This window comes from Nocardioides guangzhouensis (genome assembly GCF_004519545.1).
GTDB classification, from domain to species: Bacteria; Actinomycetota; Actinomycetes; order Propionibacteriales; family Nocardioidaceae; genus Nocardioides; species Nocardioides guangzhouensis.
This window is the reverse complement of the sequence record NZ_SDKM01000013.1, coordinates 1-14,462: the sequence shown is the minus strand read 5'-3', so window position 1 is coordinate 14,462 and position 14,462 is coordinate 1. Positions and strand designations below refer to the sequence as shown.

At 72.9% G+C, this 14,462-nt stretch carries 15 protein-coding genes and 1 tRNA gene; 15 read left to right on the top strand and 1 reads right to left on the bottom strand.

From position 1 onward, the window contains the following. The first annotated feature begins 56 nt into the window (after positions 1–56). The 8 genes from xerD (at position 57) to EKO23_RS10255 (ending at position 8,237) form a co-directional block, all read left to right on the top strand. A complete protein-coding gene (gene xerD / locus EKO23_RS10290) occupies positions 57–959 on the top strand; it encodes a site-specific tyrosine recombinase XerD (protein ID WP_175582686.1) in 903 nt (300 codons plus the stop codon). Beyond that, a complete protein-coding gene (locus tag EKO23_RS10285) occupies positions 956–3,547 on the top strand; it encodes a DEAD/DEAH box helicase (RefSeq protein WP_134716885.1) in 2,592 nt (863 codons plus the stop codon). The genes xerD and EKO23_RS10285 overlap by 4 nt, the downstream gene beginning before the upstream one ends. Positions 3,548–3,998: 451 nt before the next feature. Next, complete coding sequence (locus EKO23_RS10280; RefSeq protein ID WP_134717093.1) at positions 3,999–4,958, top strand: ParA family protein; 960 nt, start codon at positions 3,999–4,001, stop codon at positions 4,956–4,958. Next, positions 4,955–5,326, top strand: a complete 372-nt coding sequence (locus EKO23_RS10275; protein ID WP_134716883.1) for a hypothetical protein — start codon at positions 4,955–4,957, stop codon at positions 5,324–5,326. Before EKO23_RS10280 ends, EKO23_RS10275 begins: the two co-directional genes overlap by 4 nt. Before the next feature lie 49 nt (positions 5,327–5,375). Then, positions 5,376–6,332 (top strand): segregation and condensation protein A, encoded by a 957-nt coding sequence (locus EKO23_RS10270; RefSeq protein ID WP_175582684.1) that lies wholly within the window; start codon positions 5,376–5,378, stop codon positions 6,330–6,332. Beyond that, entirely contained in the window at positions 6,329–7,045 is a 717-nt protein-coding gene (gene scpB, locus EKO23_RS10265) for an SMC-Scp complex subunit ScpB (protein WP_134716879.1), read from the top strand. Before EKO23_RS10270 ends, scpB begins: the two co-directional genes overlap by 4 nt. Then, positions 7,042–7,812 (top strand): pseudouridine synthase, encoded by a 771-nt coding sequence (locus tag EKO23_RS10260; protein ID WP_281280900.1) that lies wholly within the window; start codon positions 7,042–7,044, stop codon positions 7,810–7,812. The genes scpB and EKO23_RS10260 overlap by 4 nt, the downstream gene beginning before the upstream one ends. A 110-nt stretch (positions 7,813–7,922) precedes the next feature. Then, positions 7,923–8,237, top strand: a complete 315-nt coding sequence (locus EKO23_RS10255) for a hypothetical protein (protein ID WP_134716877.1) — start codon at positions 7,923–7,925, stop codon at positions 8,235–8,237. 164 nt (positions 8,238–8,401) lie between these two features. On the opposite strand, the gene EKO23_RS25215 is transcribed toward EKO23_RS10255, so the two are convergent. After that, positions 8,402–8,563, bottom strand: a complete 162-nt coding sequence (locus EKO23_RS25215; RefSeq protein ID WP_167880414.1) for a hypothetical protein — start codon at positions 8,561–8,563, stop codon at positions 8,402–8,404. A 176-nt stretch (positions 8,564–8,739) separates the two neighbouring features. Between EKO23_RS25215 and aroH the strand changes: the two genes are divergently transcribed. From aroH to EKO23_RS10220, 7 genes are all read left to right on the top strand, one after another. Beyond that, positions 8,740–9,141 (top strand): chorismate mutase, encoded by a 402-nt coding sequence (gene aroH / locus EKO23_RS10250; RefSeq protein WP_134716875.1) that lies wholly within the window; start codon positions 8,740–8,742, stop codon positions 9,139–9,141. Then, positions 9,134–10,210 carry a prephenate dehydrogenase gene (locus EKO23_RS10245; RefSeq protein WP_134716873.1) on the top strand — a complete coding sequence of 359 codons (1,077 nt, stop codon included), beginning with the start codon at positions 9,134–9,136 and terminating at the stop codon, positions 10,208–10,210. Before aroH ends, EKO23_RS10245 begins: the two co-directional genes overlap by 8 nt. Positions 10,211–10,264: 54 nt before the next feature. Next, positions 10,265–10,939, top strand: a complete 675-nt coding sequence (gene cmk, locus EKO23_RS10240) for a (d)CMP kinase (RefSeq protein ID WP_134716871.1) — start codon at positions 10,265–10,267, stop codon at positions 10,937–10,939. Next, the gene (locus EKO23_RS10235) at positions 10,936–11,700 is read left to right on the top strand and encodes a lysophospholipid acyltransferase family protein (protein ID WP_246051010.1); all 765 of its coding nucleotides are present in this window, start codon (positions 10,936–10,938) and stop codon (positions 11,698–11,700) included. The genes cmk and EKO23_RS10235 overlap by 4 nt, the downstream gene beginning before the upstream one ends. Beyond that, entirely contained in the window at positions 11,693–13,081 is a 1,389-nt protein-coding gene (der, locus tag EKO23_RS10230) for a ribosome biogenesis GTPase Der (protein ID WP_246051009.1), read from the top strand. Before EKO23_RS10235 ends, der begins: the two co-directional genes overlap by 8 nt. Positions 13,082–13,084: 3 nt before the next feature. After that, positions 13,085–14,092: a hypothetical protein gene (locus EKO23_RS10225; RefSeq protein ID WP_134716869.1), complete on the top strand. Its 1,008-nt coding sequence runs from the start codon at positions 13,085–13,087 to the stop codon at positions 14,090–14,092. A gap of 110 nt (positions 14,093–14,202) precedes the next feature. Further along, positions 14,203–14,276 (top strand) — tRNA-Pro (locus EKO23_RS10220). Positions 14,277–14,462: the final 186 nt, after the last annotated feature.

The following is a 14,462-nucleotide window of genomic DNA, read 5'->3' as shown; positions in this document are numbered from 1 at the left end:
CGGAGAGCCCGGCCGGCCCGGCCGGGGGCAGTGCGCCCAGCGGCATCGGGCGTGCGATCCGGACCTACCTCGACCACCTGAGCGTCGAGCGCGGGCTCGCGGCGAACACGCTCTCGTCGTACCGCCGCGACTTGCGGCGGTACGCCGGGTTCCTCGACGAGGCCGGCATCTCCCACCTGTCCGGGGTGACCGAGGCGACCGTGGCGTCGTTCCTGGTGCGGCTCCGCGAGGGCGACGCCGCCCACTCGCCGCTCGGCGCCACCTCCGCCGCGCGGACCGTGGTCGCGGTGCGAGGCTTCCACAAGTTCGCGGTGCGCGACGGGCTGGCCAGCACCGACCCGGCCGCGTCGGTGAAGCCGCCGACGCCCGCCAAGCGGCTGCCCAAGGCGCTGCCACTCTCCGACGTCGAGGCGATCCTCGAGGCGGCCGGGGCCGCGGGCACCACGCTCGCACTGCGCGACCGGGCCCTGCTGGAGGTGCTCTACGGCACCGGTGCCCGGATCTCCGAGGCGGTCGGCCTCGATGTCGACGACCTCGACCTCACCGACGGCACCGTCCGGCTGCGCGGCAAGGGCGACAAGGAGCGGATCGTCCCGGTCGGCTCCTACGCGCGGGCCGCGGTCGACGCCTACCTCGTCCGCGGCCGGCCCGGGCTGGTCGCGGCCGGCACCGGGACGCCGGCGCTGTTCCTCAACGCCCGCGGCGGCCGGCTCTCCCGGCAGAGCGCGTGGACGGTGCTGGTCAAGGCCGCCGACCGGGCGGGGGTGACCAGGGACGTCTCGCCACACACCCTGCGGCACTCGTTCGCGACCCACCTGCTCGACGGCGGCGCCGACGTCCGTGTGGTCCAGGAGCTGCTCGGCCACGCGTCGGTCACCACCACGCAGGTCTACACGCTGGTCACCGTCGACAACCTGCGCGAGGTGTTCGCCACCGCGCACCCCCGGGCCCGCGGATGACGGTGTCCCGGCTGGTGCCGCCCCGCGGGGCGGACGCCGACACGCTGTACGACGCCTTCAACGGCTGGGTGGCGGGCCAGGGCATCACGCCGTACCCCCACCAGGACGAGGCGGTGATCGAGCTGCTCGGCGGCAGCAACGTCATCCTCGCCACCCCCACCGGGTCCGGGAAGTCGCTGGTCGCGACCGCCGCGCACTTCGCGGCCGCGGCCGACGACCGAGTCAGCTTCTACACTGCGCCGATCAAGGCGCTGGTGAGCGAGAAGTTCTTCGCGCTGTGCGAGGTCTTCGGTGCCGCCGACGTCGGCATGCTCACCGGCGACGCCTCGGTGAACCCCGACGCCCCGATCATCTGCTGCACCGCCGAGGTGCTGGCCAACATCGCGCTGCGCGAGGGCCGGGCCGCCGACGTCGGCCTGGTGGTCATGGACGAGTTCCACTTCTACGCCGAGCCCGACCGCGGCTGGGCCTGGCAGGTGCCGCTGCTGGAGCTGCCGCAGGCACAGTTCCTGCTGATGTCCGCGACCCTGGGCGACGTCAGCCGGTTCGTCGACGACCTCACCACGCGCACCGGCCGCGAGACCGCGCTGGTCGACGACGCCGAGCGCCCGGTGCCGCTGTCGTTCAGCTGGGCGCTCACCGCCCTCGCCGAGACCGTCGAGGAGCTGGTCACCACCCACCAGGTCCCGGCGTACGTCGTGCACTTCACGCAGGCGGCCGCGGTCGAGCACGCGACGTCCCTGCTCACCCTCAGCGCGACCACCCGTGCGGAGAAGGACGCGATCGCCGCCCGGATCGGCGACGTCCGCTTCGGCTCGGGGTTCGGCAAGACCCTCTCGAAGCTGCTGCGCAACGGGATCGGCGTGCACCACGCCGGGATGCTGCCGCGCTACCGCCGGCTGGTCGAGCAGCTCGCCCAGGCCGGGCTGCTCAAGGTCATCTGCGGCACCGACACCCTCGGGGTCGGCATCAACGTCCCGATCCGCACCGTGCTGTTCACCGGGCTCGCGAAGTTCGACGGCAGCCGGCAGCGGATCCTGCGCACCCGGGAGTTCCTCCAGATCGCCGGGCGAGCCGGGCGGGCCGGCTTCGACACCCAGGGGTACGTCGTGGTGCAGGCGCCCGAGCACGTCATCGAGAACGAGCGGGCCAGGGCGAGGGCCGACGCCAGGAACAAGGCGAACCCCAAGAAGAAGAGCAAGGCGCAGCTGAAGAAGCCGCCCGAGGGCGCGGTGGTGTGGACCGAGCAGACCTTCGACAAGCTGGTCGCCGGCGTCCCCGAGCCGCTGGTGTCCCGGATGAAGGTCGACAACGCGATGCTGCTCAACGTCGTGGCCCGCGAGGAGGACGCCTTCGCGGCGATACGGCGGATGCTGCGAACCAGCCACGAGGACCCACGCCACCGGCACCGCCTCGAGCGGCGCGCGCTTCGGCTGGCCCGGTCGCTGCTCGCCACCGGCGTGCTCAGGCGCCTGGAGGAGCCGGACGAGCACGGCCGGCGGTTCGTGCTCACCGAGGACCTGCCGGCCGACTTCGCCCTCAACCAGCCGCTCGCGCACTTCGCGCTGGCCGCGCTCGACGTGCTCGACCCCGAGGCCGAGGAGCACACCCTCGACATCGTCTCGGTGGTCGAGGCGGTGCTCGAGGCGCCGCGGCAGGTGCTGTTCGCGCAGCAGCACCAGGCCCGCGGCGAGGCGGTCGCCGAGATGAAGGCCGACGGCCTCGAGTACGACGAGAGGATGGCGCTGCTGGAGGAGGTCACCTGGCCGCAGCCGCTCGCGGAGCTGCTGGAGGCGACGTACGAGATCTACCGGCAGAGCCACCCGTGGCTGCCCGAGGACGGGTTGTCGCCGAAGTCGGTGGTCCGCGAGATGTACGAGCAGGCCATGACCTTCACCGACTTCGTATCGCGCTACCAGCTGGCCCGTTCCGAGGGGCTGGTGCTGCGTTACCTCACCGACGCCTACCGCACGCTGCGGCAGACGGTGCCCGAGTCGCACCGCACGCCGGAGCTGGAGGAGCTGGTCGAGTGGCTGGGGGAGACCGTCCGCCAGACCGACTCCTCGCTGCTCGACGAGTGGGAGGCGCTGGCCGACCCCGGGCACGTCCGCTCCGACGTCGCGCACCACGAGCCGCCGCCCCCGCCGCGGCCGATCTCGCGGCAGGAGCGCGCGTTCCGGGTGATGGTGCGCAACGCGCTGTTCCGCCGGGTCGAGCTGGTCGCCCGCGACGACCTCGACGCGCTGGTCCGGCTCGAGCGGCAGAACGCCGACCGGGTCGAGCCTGCCCGCGAGGTGGTGATGACCCGCTCGGTGTGGGACGCGGCGCTGGAGGAGTACTTCACCGAGCACGAGGTGCTGCACACCGGCGCGGACGCCCGTGGCCCCGCGCTGCTCGCGGTCGAGCCGGCCACCGGCCCGCCGGTCGGTGCCCCCGAGGACACCACCGCGCGCCTGTGGCGGGTCACCCAGACCCTGGACGACCCCGAGGGCCACCACGACTGGGTGATCGAGGCGACCGTCGACCTCGACGCCTCGGACGGGGCCGGTGAACCGGTGGTCATGGCGTCGGCGATGCGGCGGCTGTGAGGCGTCCCGGCGAAGAAATCCGGGGTCCGTCGGCGGGTCCTCCCCATGCACAGGTTTGTACACAGGTAGACCGGATCTTGTGCATGGAGGGCGGCTTCCGTGCACACGTCATCAACAGATTTCCCGGACCGGCGTGGAGAACCGGCGTTCGGCTTGTCGCTGCGGGAGGCGAGTCGTAGGGTCGCGCGCAGGCTCGGGCGGACAAGTCGCCGAGTCGACATTCGGCCCCACTGGACGGCCCCTGGACGACCCGGGCGGCGAGGAGCAGCACATGAGCGGTACCCACTCCCGATTCCCGGGTCAGTTCGGCGGCCGGAACGGCGGCCACTACGGTGCCAGTGCCCCCGAGATGCCTCCTCTGGGGCCACCCCCCGTGCCCACCACGACTTCCCCCGGAGACGAGCACCGCGTGAGTGAACCGACCCCCCTCCAGCCCCGGATCGACACCACCATGGGCGCCCAGAACGGCTCGGCGACGAACGGCTCGTCGACCGCGGTCGCGACGGCCGAGCGCGAGATCGGGCCCACCGGGCGCCCGCTGCCCGACTTCCCGGAGCCGCGCCCGCTGGCCACGCACGGCAACGCCCGCGTGATCTCGATGTGCAACCAGAAGGGTGGCGTCGGCAAGACCACGACCACCATCAACCTCGGCGCCTCCCTCGCGGAGTACGGCCGCAAGGTGCTGCTGGTCGACTTCGACCCGCAGGGCTCGCTGTCGGTGGGCCTGGGCCTCAACCCGCACGAGATGGACCTGACCGTCTACAACCTGCTGATGGAGCGCGACATCTCCTTCGAGGAGGTCGTGGTGCCCTCGGGCGTCCCCGGCATGGACCTGCTGCCGTCCAACATCGACCTCTCCGCGGCCGAGGTGCAGCTGGTGCACGAGGTGGCCCGCGAGCAGACCCTGCAGCGCGTGCTCGGCCCGGCCCTCGAGAAGTACGACGTCATCCTCATCGACTGCCAGCCGTCGCTCGGCCTGCTGACCGTCAACGCGCTGACCGCCTCCGACGGCGTGATCGTGCCGCTCGAGTGCGAGTACTTCGCGCTCCGGGGCGTCGCGCTGCTCAAGACCACGATCGACAAGGTCCAGGAGCGGCTCAACCCCAAGCTCGAGATCGACGGCGTGCTCGGCACCATGTTCGACGGCCGCACCCTGCACAGCCGCGAGGTCATGGAGCGGCTGGTGCACGCCTGGGGCGACAAGGTGTTCCACACGGTCATCCGGCGCACCATCAAGTTCTCCGACTCGACCGTCGCGGGCGAGCCGATCACGACGTACGCCTCGACGTCGACGGGCGCTGACGCCTACCGCCAGCTGGCCAAGGAGGTGCTGGCCCGTCGCCTTCCCTCGGAGTCCTCGCCTCCTCCGCTGCGCTCGTCCGCTGACGACCTCCGCCGGGACCCCGAATGAGCAGACGGGTGAGCCTCCCGACCGCCGACGAGCTGTTCCGCCCGACCGCGCGGCGGCACGACGGCGGGAGCGGCCCCCGACCGGTCGAGCGACCGGTCGAGGTGGCCGTGGCGGAGCCGGAGACCGGGGACGCCGGCGCCACCGCGAAGCGGCCCAGCGGCCGGGTCCGGCACGACGAGAAGATGACGGTCTACATCACCTCCGACGAGCTGATGGACCTCGAGCACGCGCGGCTGCTGCTGCGCCGCCGGCACGGGCTGGCCGTCGACCGCGGCCGGGTGGTGCGCGAGGCGATCTCCATCGCGCTCGCCGACTTCGAGCTCAACGGTGACGACAGCGTCATCGTCCAACGGCTGAGGGACCATTGATCACCCCAGCGCAATGCTCGCTCCGCTGCGCTTGCGCCAGGGACCCCGAATGAGCGCCGTGGCCGCCCCACCGGCACCGCAGCCATCCGGGGCCGGCCAGGACGCGAGCGAGGGGGCAGGTGAGACGCCGGCGTTCGAGGTGCGCCTGGCGAACTTCGAGGGCCCCTTCGACCTGCTGCTCAACCTGATCGCCAAGCACAAGCTCGACATCACCGAGGTCGCGCTCTCCCAGGTCACCGACGAGTTCATCGCGCACGTCAAGGCCGGGGGCCCGCACTGGGACCTCGAGCAGACCACGTCGTTCCTGCTGGTGGCCGCGACCCTGCTCGACCTCAAGGCGGCCCGGCTGCTGCCGCAGGGCGACGTCGAGGACGAGGAGGACCTCGCGCTGCTCGAGGCGCGGGACCTGCTGTTCGCGCGGCTGCTCCAGTACAAGGCGTTCAAGCAGGTCGCCGGGGTGCTGGAGCGCCGGCTGGAGGGGGAGTCCAAGCGGCACGCCCGGGCGGTCGGGCTCGAGGAGCGCTACGCCTCGCTGCTGCCCGAGGTGCTGATCGGCATCGGCCTCGAGCAGTTCGCGAGGCTGGCCGCCAAGGCGATGGAGCCGAAGCCGATCCTCGAGCTGTCCCTGCACCACATCCACGCCGCCAAGGTCTCCGTACGGGAGCAGGCGGCACTGGTGGTGGACCGGCTGCGCCGCAGTGGGACGATGACGTTCCGGGCCCTGTGCGGCGACTCGCCCGACCGGCTGACCACCGTGGCGCGGTTCCTGTCGCTGCTCGAGCTGTTCCGCGAGGGCGCGGTGGGCTTCGACCAGGTGACGCCGCTGGGCGAGCTGACGGTGCGCTGGACCGGTGCCCAGGAGGGCGAGGTCGAGATCACCGACGAGTTCGACGGCACGCCGCCCGACGGTGACCCGGCACACGATGTGCCGACTCACCAGGTTGACGAGGGCGGTGACCCGGCACAGGACGTGCCGGCTCACCACGAGCAGGAGGAGACGACGTGAGCGAGACGGTGGAGGTCAACGAGACCCAGGACGCCCAGGACACGCTGGCGGTCGCGGTGGCCGAGCTGCGGCCCTCGCTCGAGGCGCTCCTCATGGTCGCCGACCAGCCCCTCGACCAGGTCACGCTGGCCTCGGCCGTCGGCTACCCCGTCGAGGAGGTGGCCGCGGCCCTGACCGGCCTGGCCTCGGAGTACGACGAGCAGGGGCGCGGCTTCGAGCTGCGGTCGGTCGCCGGGGGCTGGCGCTTCTACACCCGCGAGGAGTTCGCGCCGGTGGTAGAGGCGTTCGTGCTCGACGGGCAGCAGTCCCGGCTCACCCAGGCGGCGCTCGAGACCCTGGCCGTGGTCGCCTACAAGCAGCCGGTGTCGCGGGCCCGGGTCTCCGCGATCCGCGGCGTCAACGTCGACGGCGTGATGCGCACCCTGCTCACCCGCGGGCTGGTCGAGGAGGCCGGCCAGGACGGCGAGACCGGCGCCAACCTCTACCGGACCACGGGGTACTTCCTCGAGCGGATCGGCATCACCTCCCTCGACGACCTCCCCGAGCTCGCGCCGTACCTCCCCGACATGGACGACATGGAGGACGAGCTCGGCGCGCTGGCCCAGCCGGCTCCGGCCCCTGCCCCGTCGGCCGAGGACGCGCCTCCCGTGGGGCACGAGGAGCCGTCGCACGGCCCGGGCGTCGAGCCCGACGGGGGGACCGAGCCCACGTGACCGGACGGATCGAGGACGCGCTCGACGACGACGGCCTGATCCGGCTCCAGAAGCTGCTCGCGCAGTCCGGCGTCGCCTCGCGCCGCAAGTGCGAGGAGCTGATGCTGGACGGCCGGGTCGAGGTCGACGGCGAGGTGGTCACCCGGCTCGGCACCAAGGTCGACCCGCGCACCGCCGTGATCCGGGTCGACGGCGAGCGGCTGCCGCCGGTGAGCGCGCACGTCTACCTGGTGCTCAACAAGCCGCGCGGCGTGGTCTCGACGATGTCCGACCCCGAGGGTCGCCGTACCCTCACCGACCTGGTCGCCGACCGCCCCGAGCGGCTCTTCCACGTCGGGCGGCTCGACACCGACACCTCCGGGCTGATCCTGCTGACCAACGACGGCGAGTTCGCGCACCGCATGGCGCACCCGTCGTACGAGGTGGACAAGACGTACGTCGCCGAGGTCGAGGGCGCGGTCTCGAAGGAGACTCTGGCCCGGCTGCGCAAGGGCGTGACCCTGGAGGACGGCCCGGTCGCGGTCTCGCGGGTGGGCGTGGTCAGCCACGGGCAGGGTGGCGCCAAGGGACGCACCATCGTCGAGCTGGTCATCCATGAGGGCCGCAACCGCATCGTGCGCCGGCTGCTCGACCACGTCGGGCACCCGGTCAAGCGGCTCACCCGGACCGCGTTCGGCCCGGTCCGGCTCGGCAACCTGAAGACCGGTGCGCTGCGGGAGCTGACCTCCGCCGAGCTCGGCGGGCTGCTGGACGCGGCCGGGCTCTGACCGCGTGCGGCGCCGGCCGGTCTGGTCCGGGGGTGTCCGTCTCCGGGTGACGGGTACGGGCCTCGGATGACCGGTGCTGCCCCCGACAGATCCTCACGGTGCGGTCCCCTGTGAGCTCGTCCTCCGTGTGGGACGACTACGGCTACCACCACGACGACCTGGTGGAGCCGGAGAGCCTGGTGCCGGTGCACGTGCCGCAGCCGCGTGCGCCCCAGGACTCCCGAGGTGGGTGCTCGGGCCGGGAGCGTCGCGAGCACGTCCCCGTGATCCGCCGCTCCCGGCACTTCGCCGACACCGACGACTCCTGCGTCGAGGTGCCGACGTGGTGGGGGTCGTGCTTCCACGAGGAGGCGTGCGCCCGCTGCGGGGTGGTGCTGCGGTGCTGGATCGGGCGGGAGGAGTGCCCGGACATCTCGCCGGCCTGAACGTGGGTCGTCAGTCCCCGGGCCGTCCCGCGCGTGTCGCACGTTGTGGCTGCCCGAGGTGCCCCGGGACGACCAGAACGTGCGACATGCGCGACCGCGCCGTCGGTGCGGCCGCTCGGAGCGAAGACCTGGCCTCTGGGTGCGCAAGACCTGGCCGGTGGGCGTCAGGCGCCACCGCGGGGGAAGTCGCGGATGCCGGCCTCCCGGCGTTCCTCGCGGTCCTGACGGCGCCGCTCGTAGAGGTCGACCCGTCGCTGCCGGGCCCGGTCCCGGGCACGACGCAGCCGCGTCCACACCAGCCCGGCCCGACGGCTGAACGACCCCATGCCAGCGCGGCAGCGTCGAGGACCCCGAGGGGAACCACTGGTCGTTCGACTACCAGCCCGCCTGGGACCCTGCCGGACACCCGCCGCCGCGCCTGCCCCGGTTGGCTAGCCTTGGCGGCACCGCCCGGCGCGCGCGACCGGGCGCAGGCAGACCGGGCGCAGCGAAAGGGGCAGCCGTGGCGGTGCGGGCGGTGCGAGGTGCCACCCAGCTCGAGAGCGACGTCCGGGAGCACATGCTCGACCGGGTCGCGGAGATGGTGCTCGACGTGATGGAGTCCAACGGCCTGACCGTCGACGACTTCATCTCGGTGGTCTTCACCGCGACCGGTGACCTGCACTCGGAGTTCCCCGCGTACGCCGCCCGCCGGCTCGGGTTCGGCGAGGTCCCGCTGATCTGCGCCCGCGAGCTCGAGATCGAGGGGTCGATGCCGCGGGTGGTGCGGATGATGGCGCACGTCGAGACCGACCTGCCCCGCGCCGACATCACGCACGTCTACCTGCACGGCGCTGCCAACCTGCGCCGCGACCTCACCCGGGTGCGCGAGGTCCCCGACGAGCCGGCGGTCACCGGTGACTGACGGCGCCCTCCGCGGACCGGTCCACGTCGTCGGCTCGGGCCTGCTCGGCACCTCCGTCGGCCTTGCCTGCCGCCGCGCCGGGATCGACGTACTCCTCTCCGACCGCTCCTCCGAGCACGTCCGCACGGCGTCCGGGCTGGGCGCCGGCCGGCCGTACGACGCCCAGGACGCGCCCACGGTCCAGCTGGTCGTGGTCGCGGTGCCGCCGGACCACCTCGGTGCCGAGGTCCTGGCGGCACTGTCCTCCGGCAACGCCGTGGTCACCGACGTCGGCAGCATCAAGGGGCAGCCGCTGGCCGAGGTGCGGGCCGCCGGCGCCGACCTGCGCCGCTACGTCGGCAGCCACCCCATGGCCGGCTCCGAGCGCTCCGGCCCGCTGGCCGCCTCCGCCCTGCTCTTCGAGGGCCGTCCCTGGGCGGTCTCCCCGCACGAGGACGCCGACCCGGCGGCGGTCGCACTGGTCACCGCCCTGGTCGAGGTCTGCGGCGGCGTCCCGGTGACGCTGGCCCCCGACCAGCACGACCTCGCGGTCGCCCGCACCTCCCACCTGCCGCATCTCATGGCCTCACTGGTCGCCGGGCGGCTGGCCAACGCACCGGGGGAGCACCTCGCGCTCTCCGGCCAGGGCGTCCGCGACGTCACCCGGGTCGCGGCCGGCGACCCGGCGCTGTGGGAGCAGATCATCACCGCCAACGCCGGTGCCGTCCTCGCCCTGCTCGACGAGGTGCAGGAGCGGCTGACCTCGCTGCGGCACGCGGTGGCCGGGGGCGAACGCGCCGACCTGGCCGCGCTGCTCGGCGAGGGCGTCACGGGTACCCGGGCCATCCCCGGCAAGCACGGCGGCCCGGTCCGCCCCACCGCGTCGGTGTACGTCGCGGTGCCCGACCACCCCGGGGAGCTGGCCCGGCTGTTCGCCGACGCGGGCGAGATCGGCGTCAACATCGAGGACATCCACATCGACCACGACCCGGGCCGCCCGGTCGGCCAGGTCGAGCTGCTGGTGGACGTGGACCGCGCGGCGACCCTCGCCGACGCTCTCGAAGAGCGTGGCTGGGCCCTCCACCAGTAGAGTGCTGCCCGCACAATCGTGCCCGCGCTGCCCGCACCCAGGAGGCTCCACACCGTGACCAGCAACGTCGTCGTCGCCATCGACGGACCCTCCGGGTCGGGCAAGTCGAGCACGTCGCGCGGGGTCGCCTCCCGGCTGGGGCTGCGCTACCTCGACACCGGCGCGATGTTCCGGGCGATGACCTGGTTCATGCTCCGCGACGGCGTCGACGTGCTCGACGCGCAGGCGGTCGCGGCCCGGGTCAACGCACCGCTGATCGAGTCCGGCACCAACCCCGACCACCCGACCATCTCGGTCGACGGCCGGGACGTGGCCACCGCGATCCGCGAGCGCGGGGTCACCAACGCGGTCAGCCCGGTCAGCGCGGTCCCCGAGGTCCGGGCCCGGCTGCTGGAGCTGCAGCGGTCGGTGATCGGCGAGGGCGGCATCGTGGTCGAGGGCCGCGACATCGGATCGGTCGTCTGGCCACAGGCCGCGGTCAAGGTCTACCTCACCGCCGATGCCGACGCCCGGGCCACCCGGCGCGCCGCCGAGGAGGGCGGCTCCGACGTCACCGCCACCCAGGCGTCCCTGCTGGCCCGCGACGAGATCGACTCCGGCCGGGCCACCGCCCCGCTCACCATGGCCGAGGGGGCGCACCACATCGACACCACGCCGTACACCCTCGACGAGGTGATCTCGCAGGTCGTGGCACTGGTGGCGGAGGCGACCGCCGCGGAGCGGGCGTGAGTGCCCAGCCCCTCGAGCTGCCCCGCATCGACGGCGTACGCCCGCCCGCCCACTGGTTCTTCCGGACCTTCCGTCCCTCGGGGCGGATGGTGCTGCGCCGCCGCTGGGACGTGGCCAACCACGGTGTCGAGCACCTGCCCGAGGCCGGGCCGGTCATCGTCGCGTCCAACCACGTCGGGCTGATGGACGGCCCGCTGCTCGCGATCTTCTGCCCGCGCCCGGTGCACGCCCTCACCAAGCGGGAGATGTTCGAGGGCCGCACCGGCCACGGCCTGCGCGCGGTCGGGCAGATCCCGCTGGACCGCACCGAGGTGGACCCCGGCGCGGTGAAGACCTGCCTGCGGGTGCTGGCCGACGGTGGGGTCGTCGGCATCTACCCCGAGGGCACCCGCGGTGCGGGGGAGTTCCACCACGTGCACGCCGGCGTCGCGTACCTCGCGCTGGTCACCGGCGCACCCGTCGTACCGGTGGTCAACTTCGGCACCCGCCCGCCCGGCGGAGGGATGAACGCGCTGCCGCCGAAGAGCGGCCGGATCGACTTCGTGTACGGCGCCCCGGTCCGGGTCGAGCCGCAGCCCTGGCCGCGGACCCGGGAACAAGTACGGGCCACCGCGGTGTTGCTGCATCGGGAGCTCGTCGCGCACCTCGACCGGGCCCGCGCGCTCACCGGGCGGGACCTGCCCGGCCCCATCACCGATCTGTCACCGGACGACGTCGTCGCCACGCGCCCGGTGTCCACCAAGGAGAACCTCCATGACTGACCCTGCCGAGGGCGCCCCGACCGACGCCAGCCCGGCCGACGGCACCGCCGTACCCGAGGCGCTGGGCCCGGTGCCCGTGCTCGCCGTGGTCGGCCGGCCCAACGTGGGCAAGTCCACCCTGGTGAACCGGATCATCGGCCGCCGCGAGGCCGTCGTCGAGGACGTCCCCGGCGTGACCCGCGACCGGGTGTCCTACGACGCGAACTGGAACGGCCGCGCGTTCACCGTCGTCGACACCGGCGGCTGGGACCCCGACGCCCGCGGCATGGCCGAGCGGATCGCCGCGCAGGCCGAGATTGCGGTCGGACTGGCCGACGCGGTGCTGTTCGTGGTCGACGCCACGGTCGGCATCACCGACGCCGACGAGGCCGTGGTGAAGGTGCTGCGGGCCTCGAAGAAGCCGGTCGTGCTGGCCGCCAACAAGGTCGACGACGAGCGGATCGAGGCCGAGGCCTACGCACTGTGGAACCTCGGCCTCGGCGAGCCGTGGCCGGTCTCGGCCGTGCACGGCCGCGGCTCCGGCGACCTGCTCGACGCCGTACTCGCCGCGCTGCCCGAGCCCCCGCCGGAGCGGGAGGCCGAGGTCGGCGGCCCGCGCCGGATCGCGATCGTCGGCAAGCCCAACGTCGGCAAGTCCTCGCTGCTGAACAAGCTGGCCAAGGAGGAGCGGGTCGTCGTCGACAACGTCGCCGGTACCACCGTGGACCCGGTCGACGAGCTGATCACGTTGGGCGGGCGCGAGTGGCGGTTCATCGACACCGCCGGCATCCGCAAGCGGGTGAAGGAGGCCTCGGGCCACGAGTACTACGCGTCCCTGCGCACCACCACCGCGATCGAGCGGGCCGAGGTCGCCGTCCTGGTCGTCGACGGGTCGCAGACCATCTCCGAGCAGGACGTGCGGATCATCCAGACTGTCCGCGAGTCCGGCCGCGCCCTGGTGATCGCGTTCAACAAGTGGGACCTGGTCGACGAGGAGCGCCGCTACTACCTCGACCGCGAGATCGAGCGGGAGCTGGTCCAGGTGCAGTGGGCGCCGCGGATCAACATCACCGCGCGCACCGGGTGGCACGTCGACCGGCTGGTCCCGGCCCTGGACAAGGCGATCGAGGGCTGGGAGACCCGCATCTCGACCGGTGCGCTGAACGCGTTCCTCGGCCGCCTCGTCGCCGAGCACCCGCACCCGGTCCGGGGCGGCAAGCAGCCGAAGATCCTGTTCGGCACCCAGGCGGGCACCGCACCGCCTACCTTCGTCCTGTTCACCAGCGGCAAGCTGGACGCTGGCTACGAGCGCTACATCGAGCGTCGGCTCCGTGAGGAGTTCGGCTTCGCGGGGACCCCGATCGTGCTCCAGCAGCGTCCGCGGGAGAAGCGGAAGAGGTAGCCCATGCGCGGCACCCGGATCGCACGGTCGACCGTCTCGGGCGCGGTGCTCGCCCTCGCGCTGGCCCTTCCGACGCTGGCGGTGGCGGCCCCGGACGGGGGTGCCTCGACCCGGTCCGTCGCGCCTCGACCGATCGCCGGCACCTCCTGCCGCACCTTCCCGGCCGACAACTGGTGGCGGGCGGACGTCTCGCGGCTGCCGGTGCACGCCCGGAGCCGGGCCTGGCTGGCGTCGATGTCCACCGGACGTCGGCTGCACCCCGACTTAGGCCCGTCGTACGGCGCGGGGCCGGACTACGGCATCCCGGTCACCGTGGTCGGGGGAGCGCACCGGAAGGTCGCGGTCCGCTTCGACTACGCCAGCGAGAGCGACCGGGTGCGCTACCCGTTCGGTGACGACACCCGGATCGAGGGCGGCCGCAGTTCGGCCGGCGACAAGCACGCGGTCGTGGTCGACAAGAGCACCTGCCGGCTCTACGAGACGTGGAACACCCGGGTCAGCGACGGCCGCTGGCGGGCCGGCTCCGGCGCCACCTGGCTGCTGAGCAGCAACCGGCTACGCCCGAACGGCTGGACCTCCGCCGACGCCGCCGGGCTCCCGATCCTGCCCGGCCTGCTGCGCTGGAACGAGGTGAAGGCCGGCCGGGTCGACCACGCCATCCGGTTCACCACCGACCGCACCGCCCGGGCCCACCTCTGGCCGGCCCGGCACGACGCCGGCTCGGGCTCGGTCCGCCGCTACCCGCCGATGGGGGCGCGGTTCCGGCTCAAGGCGTCGTACGACGCGTCGCACCTGGGCGCGCGCGCACGGGTCGTCGTCCGCGCGATGAAGACCTACGGCCTGGTCCTCGCCGACAACGGCTCCCCGTGGTACTTCCAGGGCGAGCGCAACACTCACTGGCCGGACCGCCTGATCGCGGACCTGAAGAAGATCCCGGCCTCGAAGTTCGTCGCCGTGGACACCAGCGGCCTGCGGATCAGCAACGACAGCGCACGCGTACGCCAGCCCTGACGCGACTCTGGACCGCGAGCCCAGCGCGGCGCGTGAGCCGATGCAGGACCCGGCCGCGCGCTGCGGTATGGTTCACAGCGCTCGCCGGGCCGCTCGGTCCACGCGGGCTTCGGGCTGTGGCGCAGCTTGGTAGCGCACTTGACTGGGGGTCAAGGGGTCGCAGGTTCAAATCCTGTCAGCCCGACAAGAAAATAGGCATTGACCTGCGGAAACGCGGATCGGGGGCCTTGCTCAATTTGAACTATCGGCCGCATATCCCGACATAATCCCGAAGTACTCGCGGGTTGAAGTCTCGCCGGAGGGTCGCTGACCAGCGAAAATGGCCGCACCGTGGCCGACGGGGGAGCGCTTGTTCCCCGAGTATTCCCAA

What these genes read in the sequence shown, in the direction of transcription:
- EKO23_RS10285 (WP_134716885.1), top strand. Translation starts at nt 956, where the DNA reads ATGACGGTGTCCCGGCTGGTGCCGCCCCGCGGGGCGGACGCCGACACG.
- EKO23_RS10280 (WP_134717093.1), top strand. Translation starts at nt 3,999, where the DNA reads ATGGGCGCCCAGAACGGCTCGGCGACGAACGGCTCGTCGACCGCGGTC.
- EKO23_RS10275 (WP_134716883.1), top strand. Translation starts at nt 4,955, where the DNA reads ATGAGCAGACGGGTGAGCCTCCCGACCGCCGACGAGCTGTTCCGCCCG.
- EKO23_RS10270 (WP_175582684.1), top strand. Translation starts at nt 5,376, where the DNA reads ATGAGCGCCGTGGCCGCCCCACCGGCACCGCAGCCATCCGGGGCCGGC.
- EKO23_RS25215 (WP_167880414.1), bottom strand. Translation starts at nt 8,563, where the DNA reads ATGGGGTCGTTCAGCCGTCGGGCCGGGCTGGTGTGGACGCGGCTGCGT.
- der (WP_246051009.1), top strand. Translation starts at nt 11,693, where the DNA reads ATGACTGACCCTGCCGAGGGCGCCCCGACCGACGCCAGCCCGGCCGAC.
- EKO23_RS10225 (WP_134716869.1), top strand. Translation starts at nt 13,085, where the DNA reads ATGCGCGGCACCCGGATCGCACGGTCGACCGTCTCGGGCGCGGTGCTC.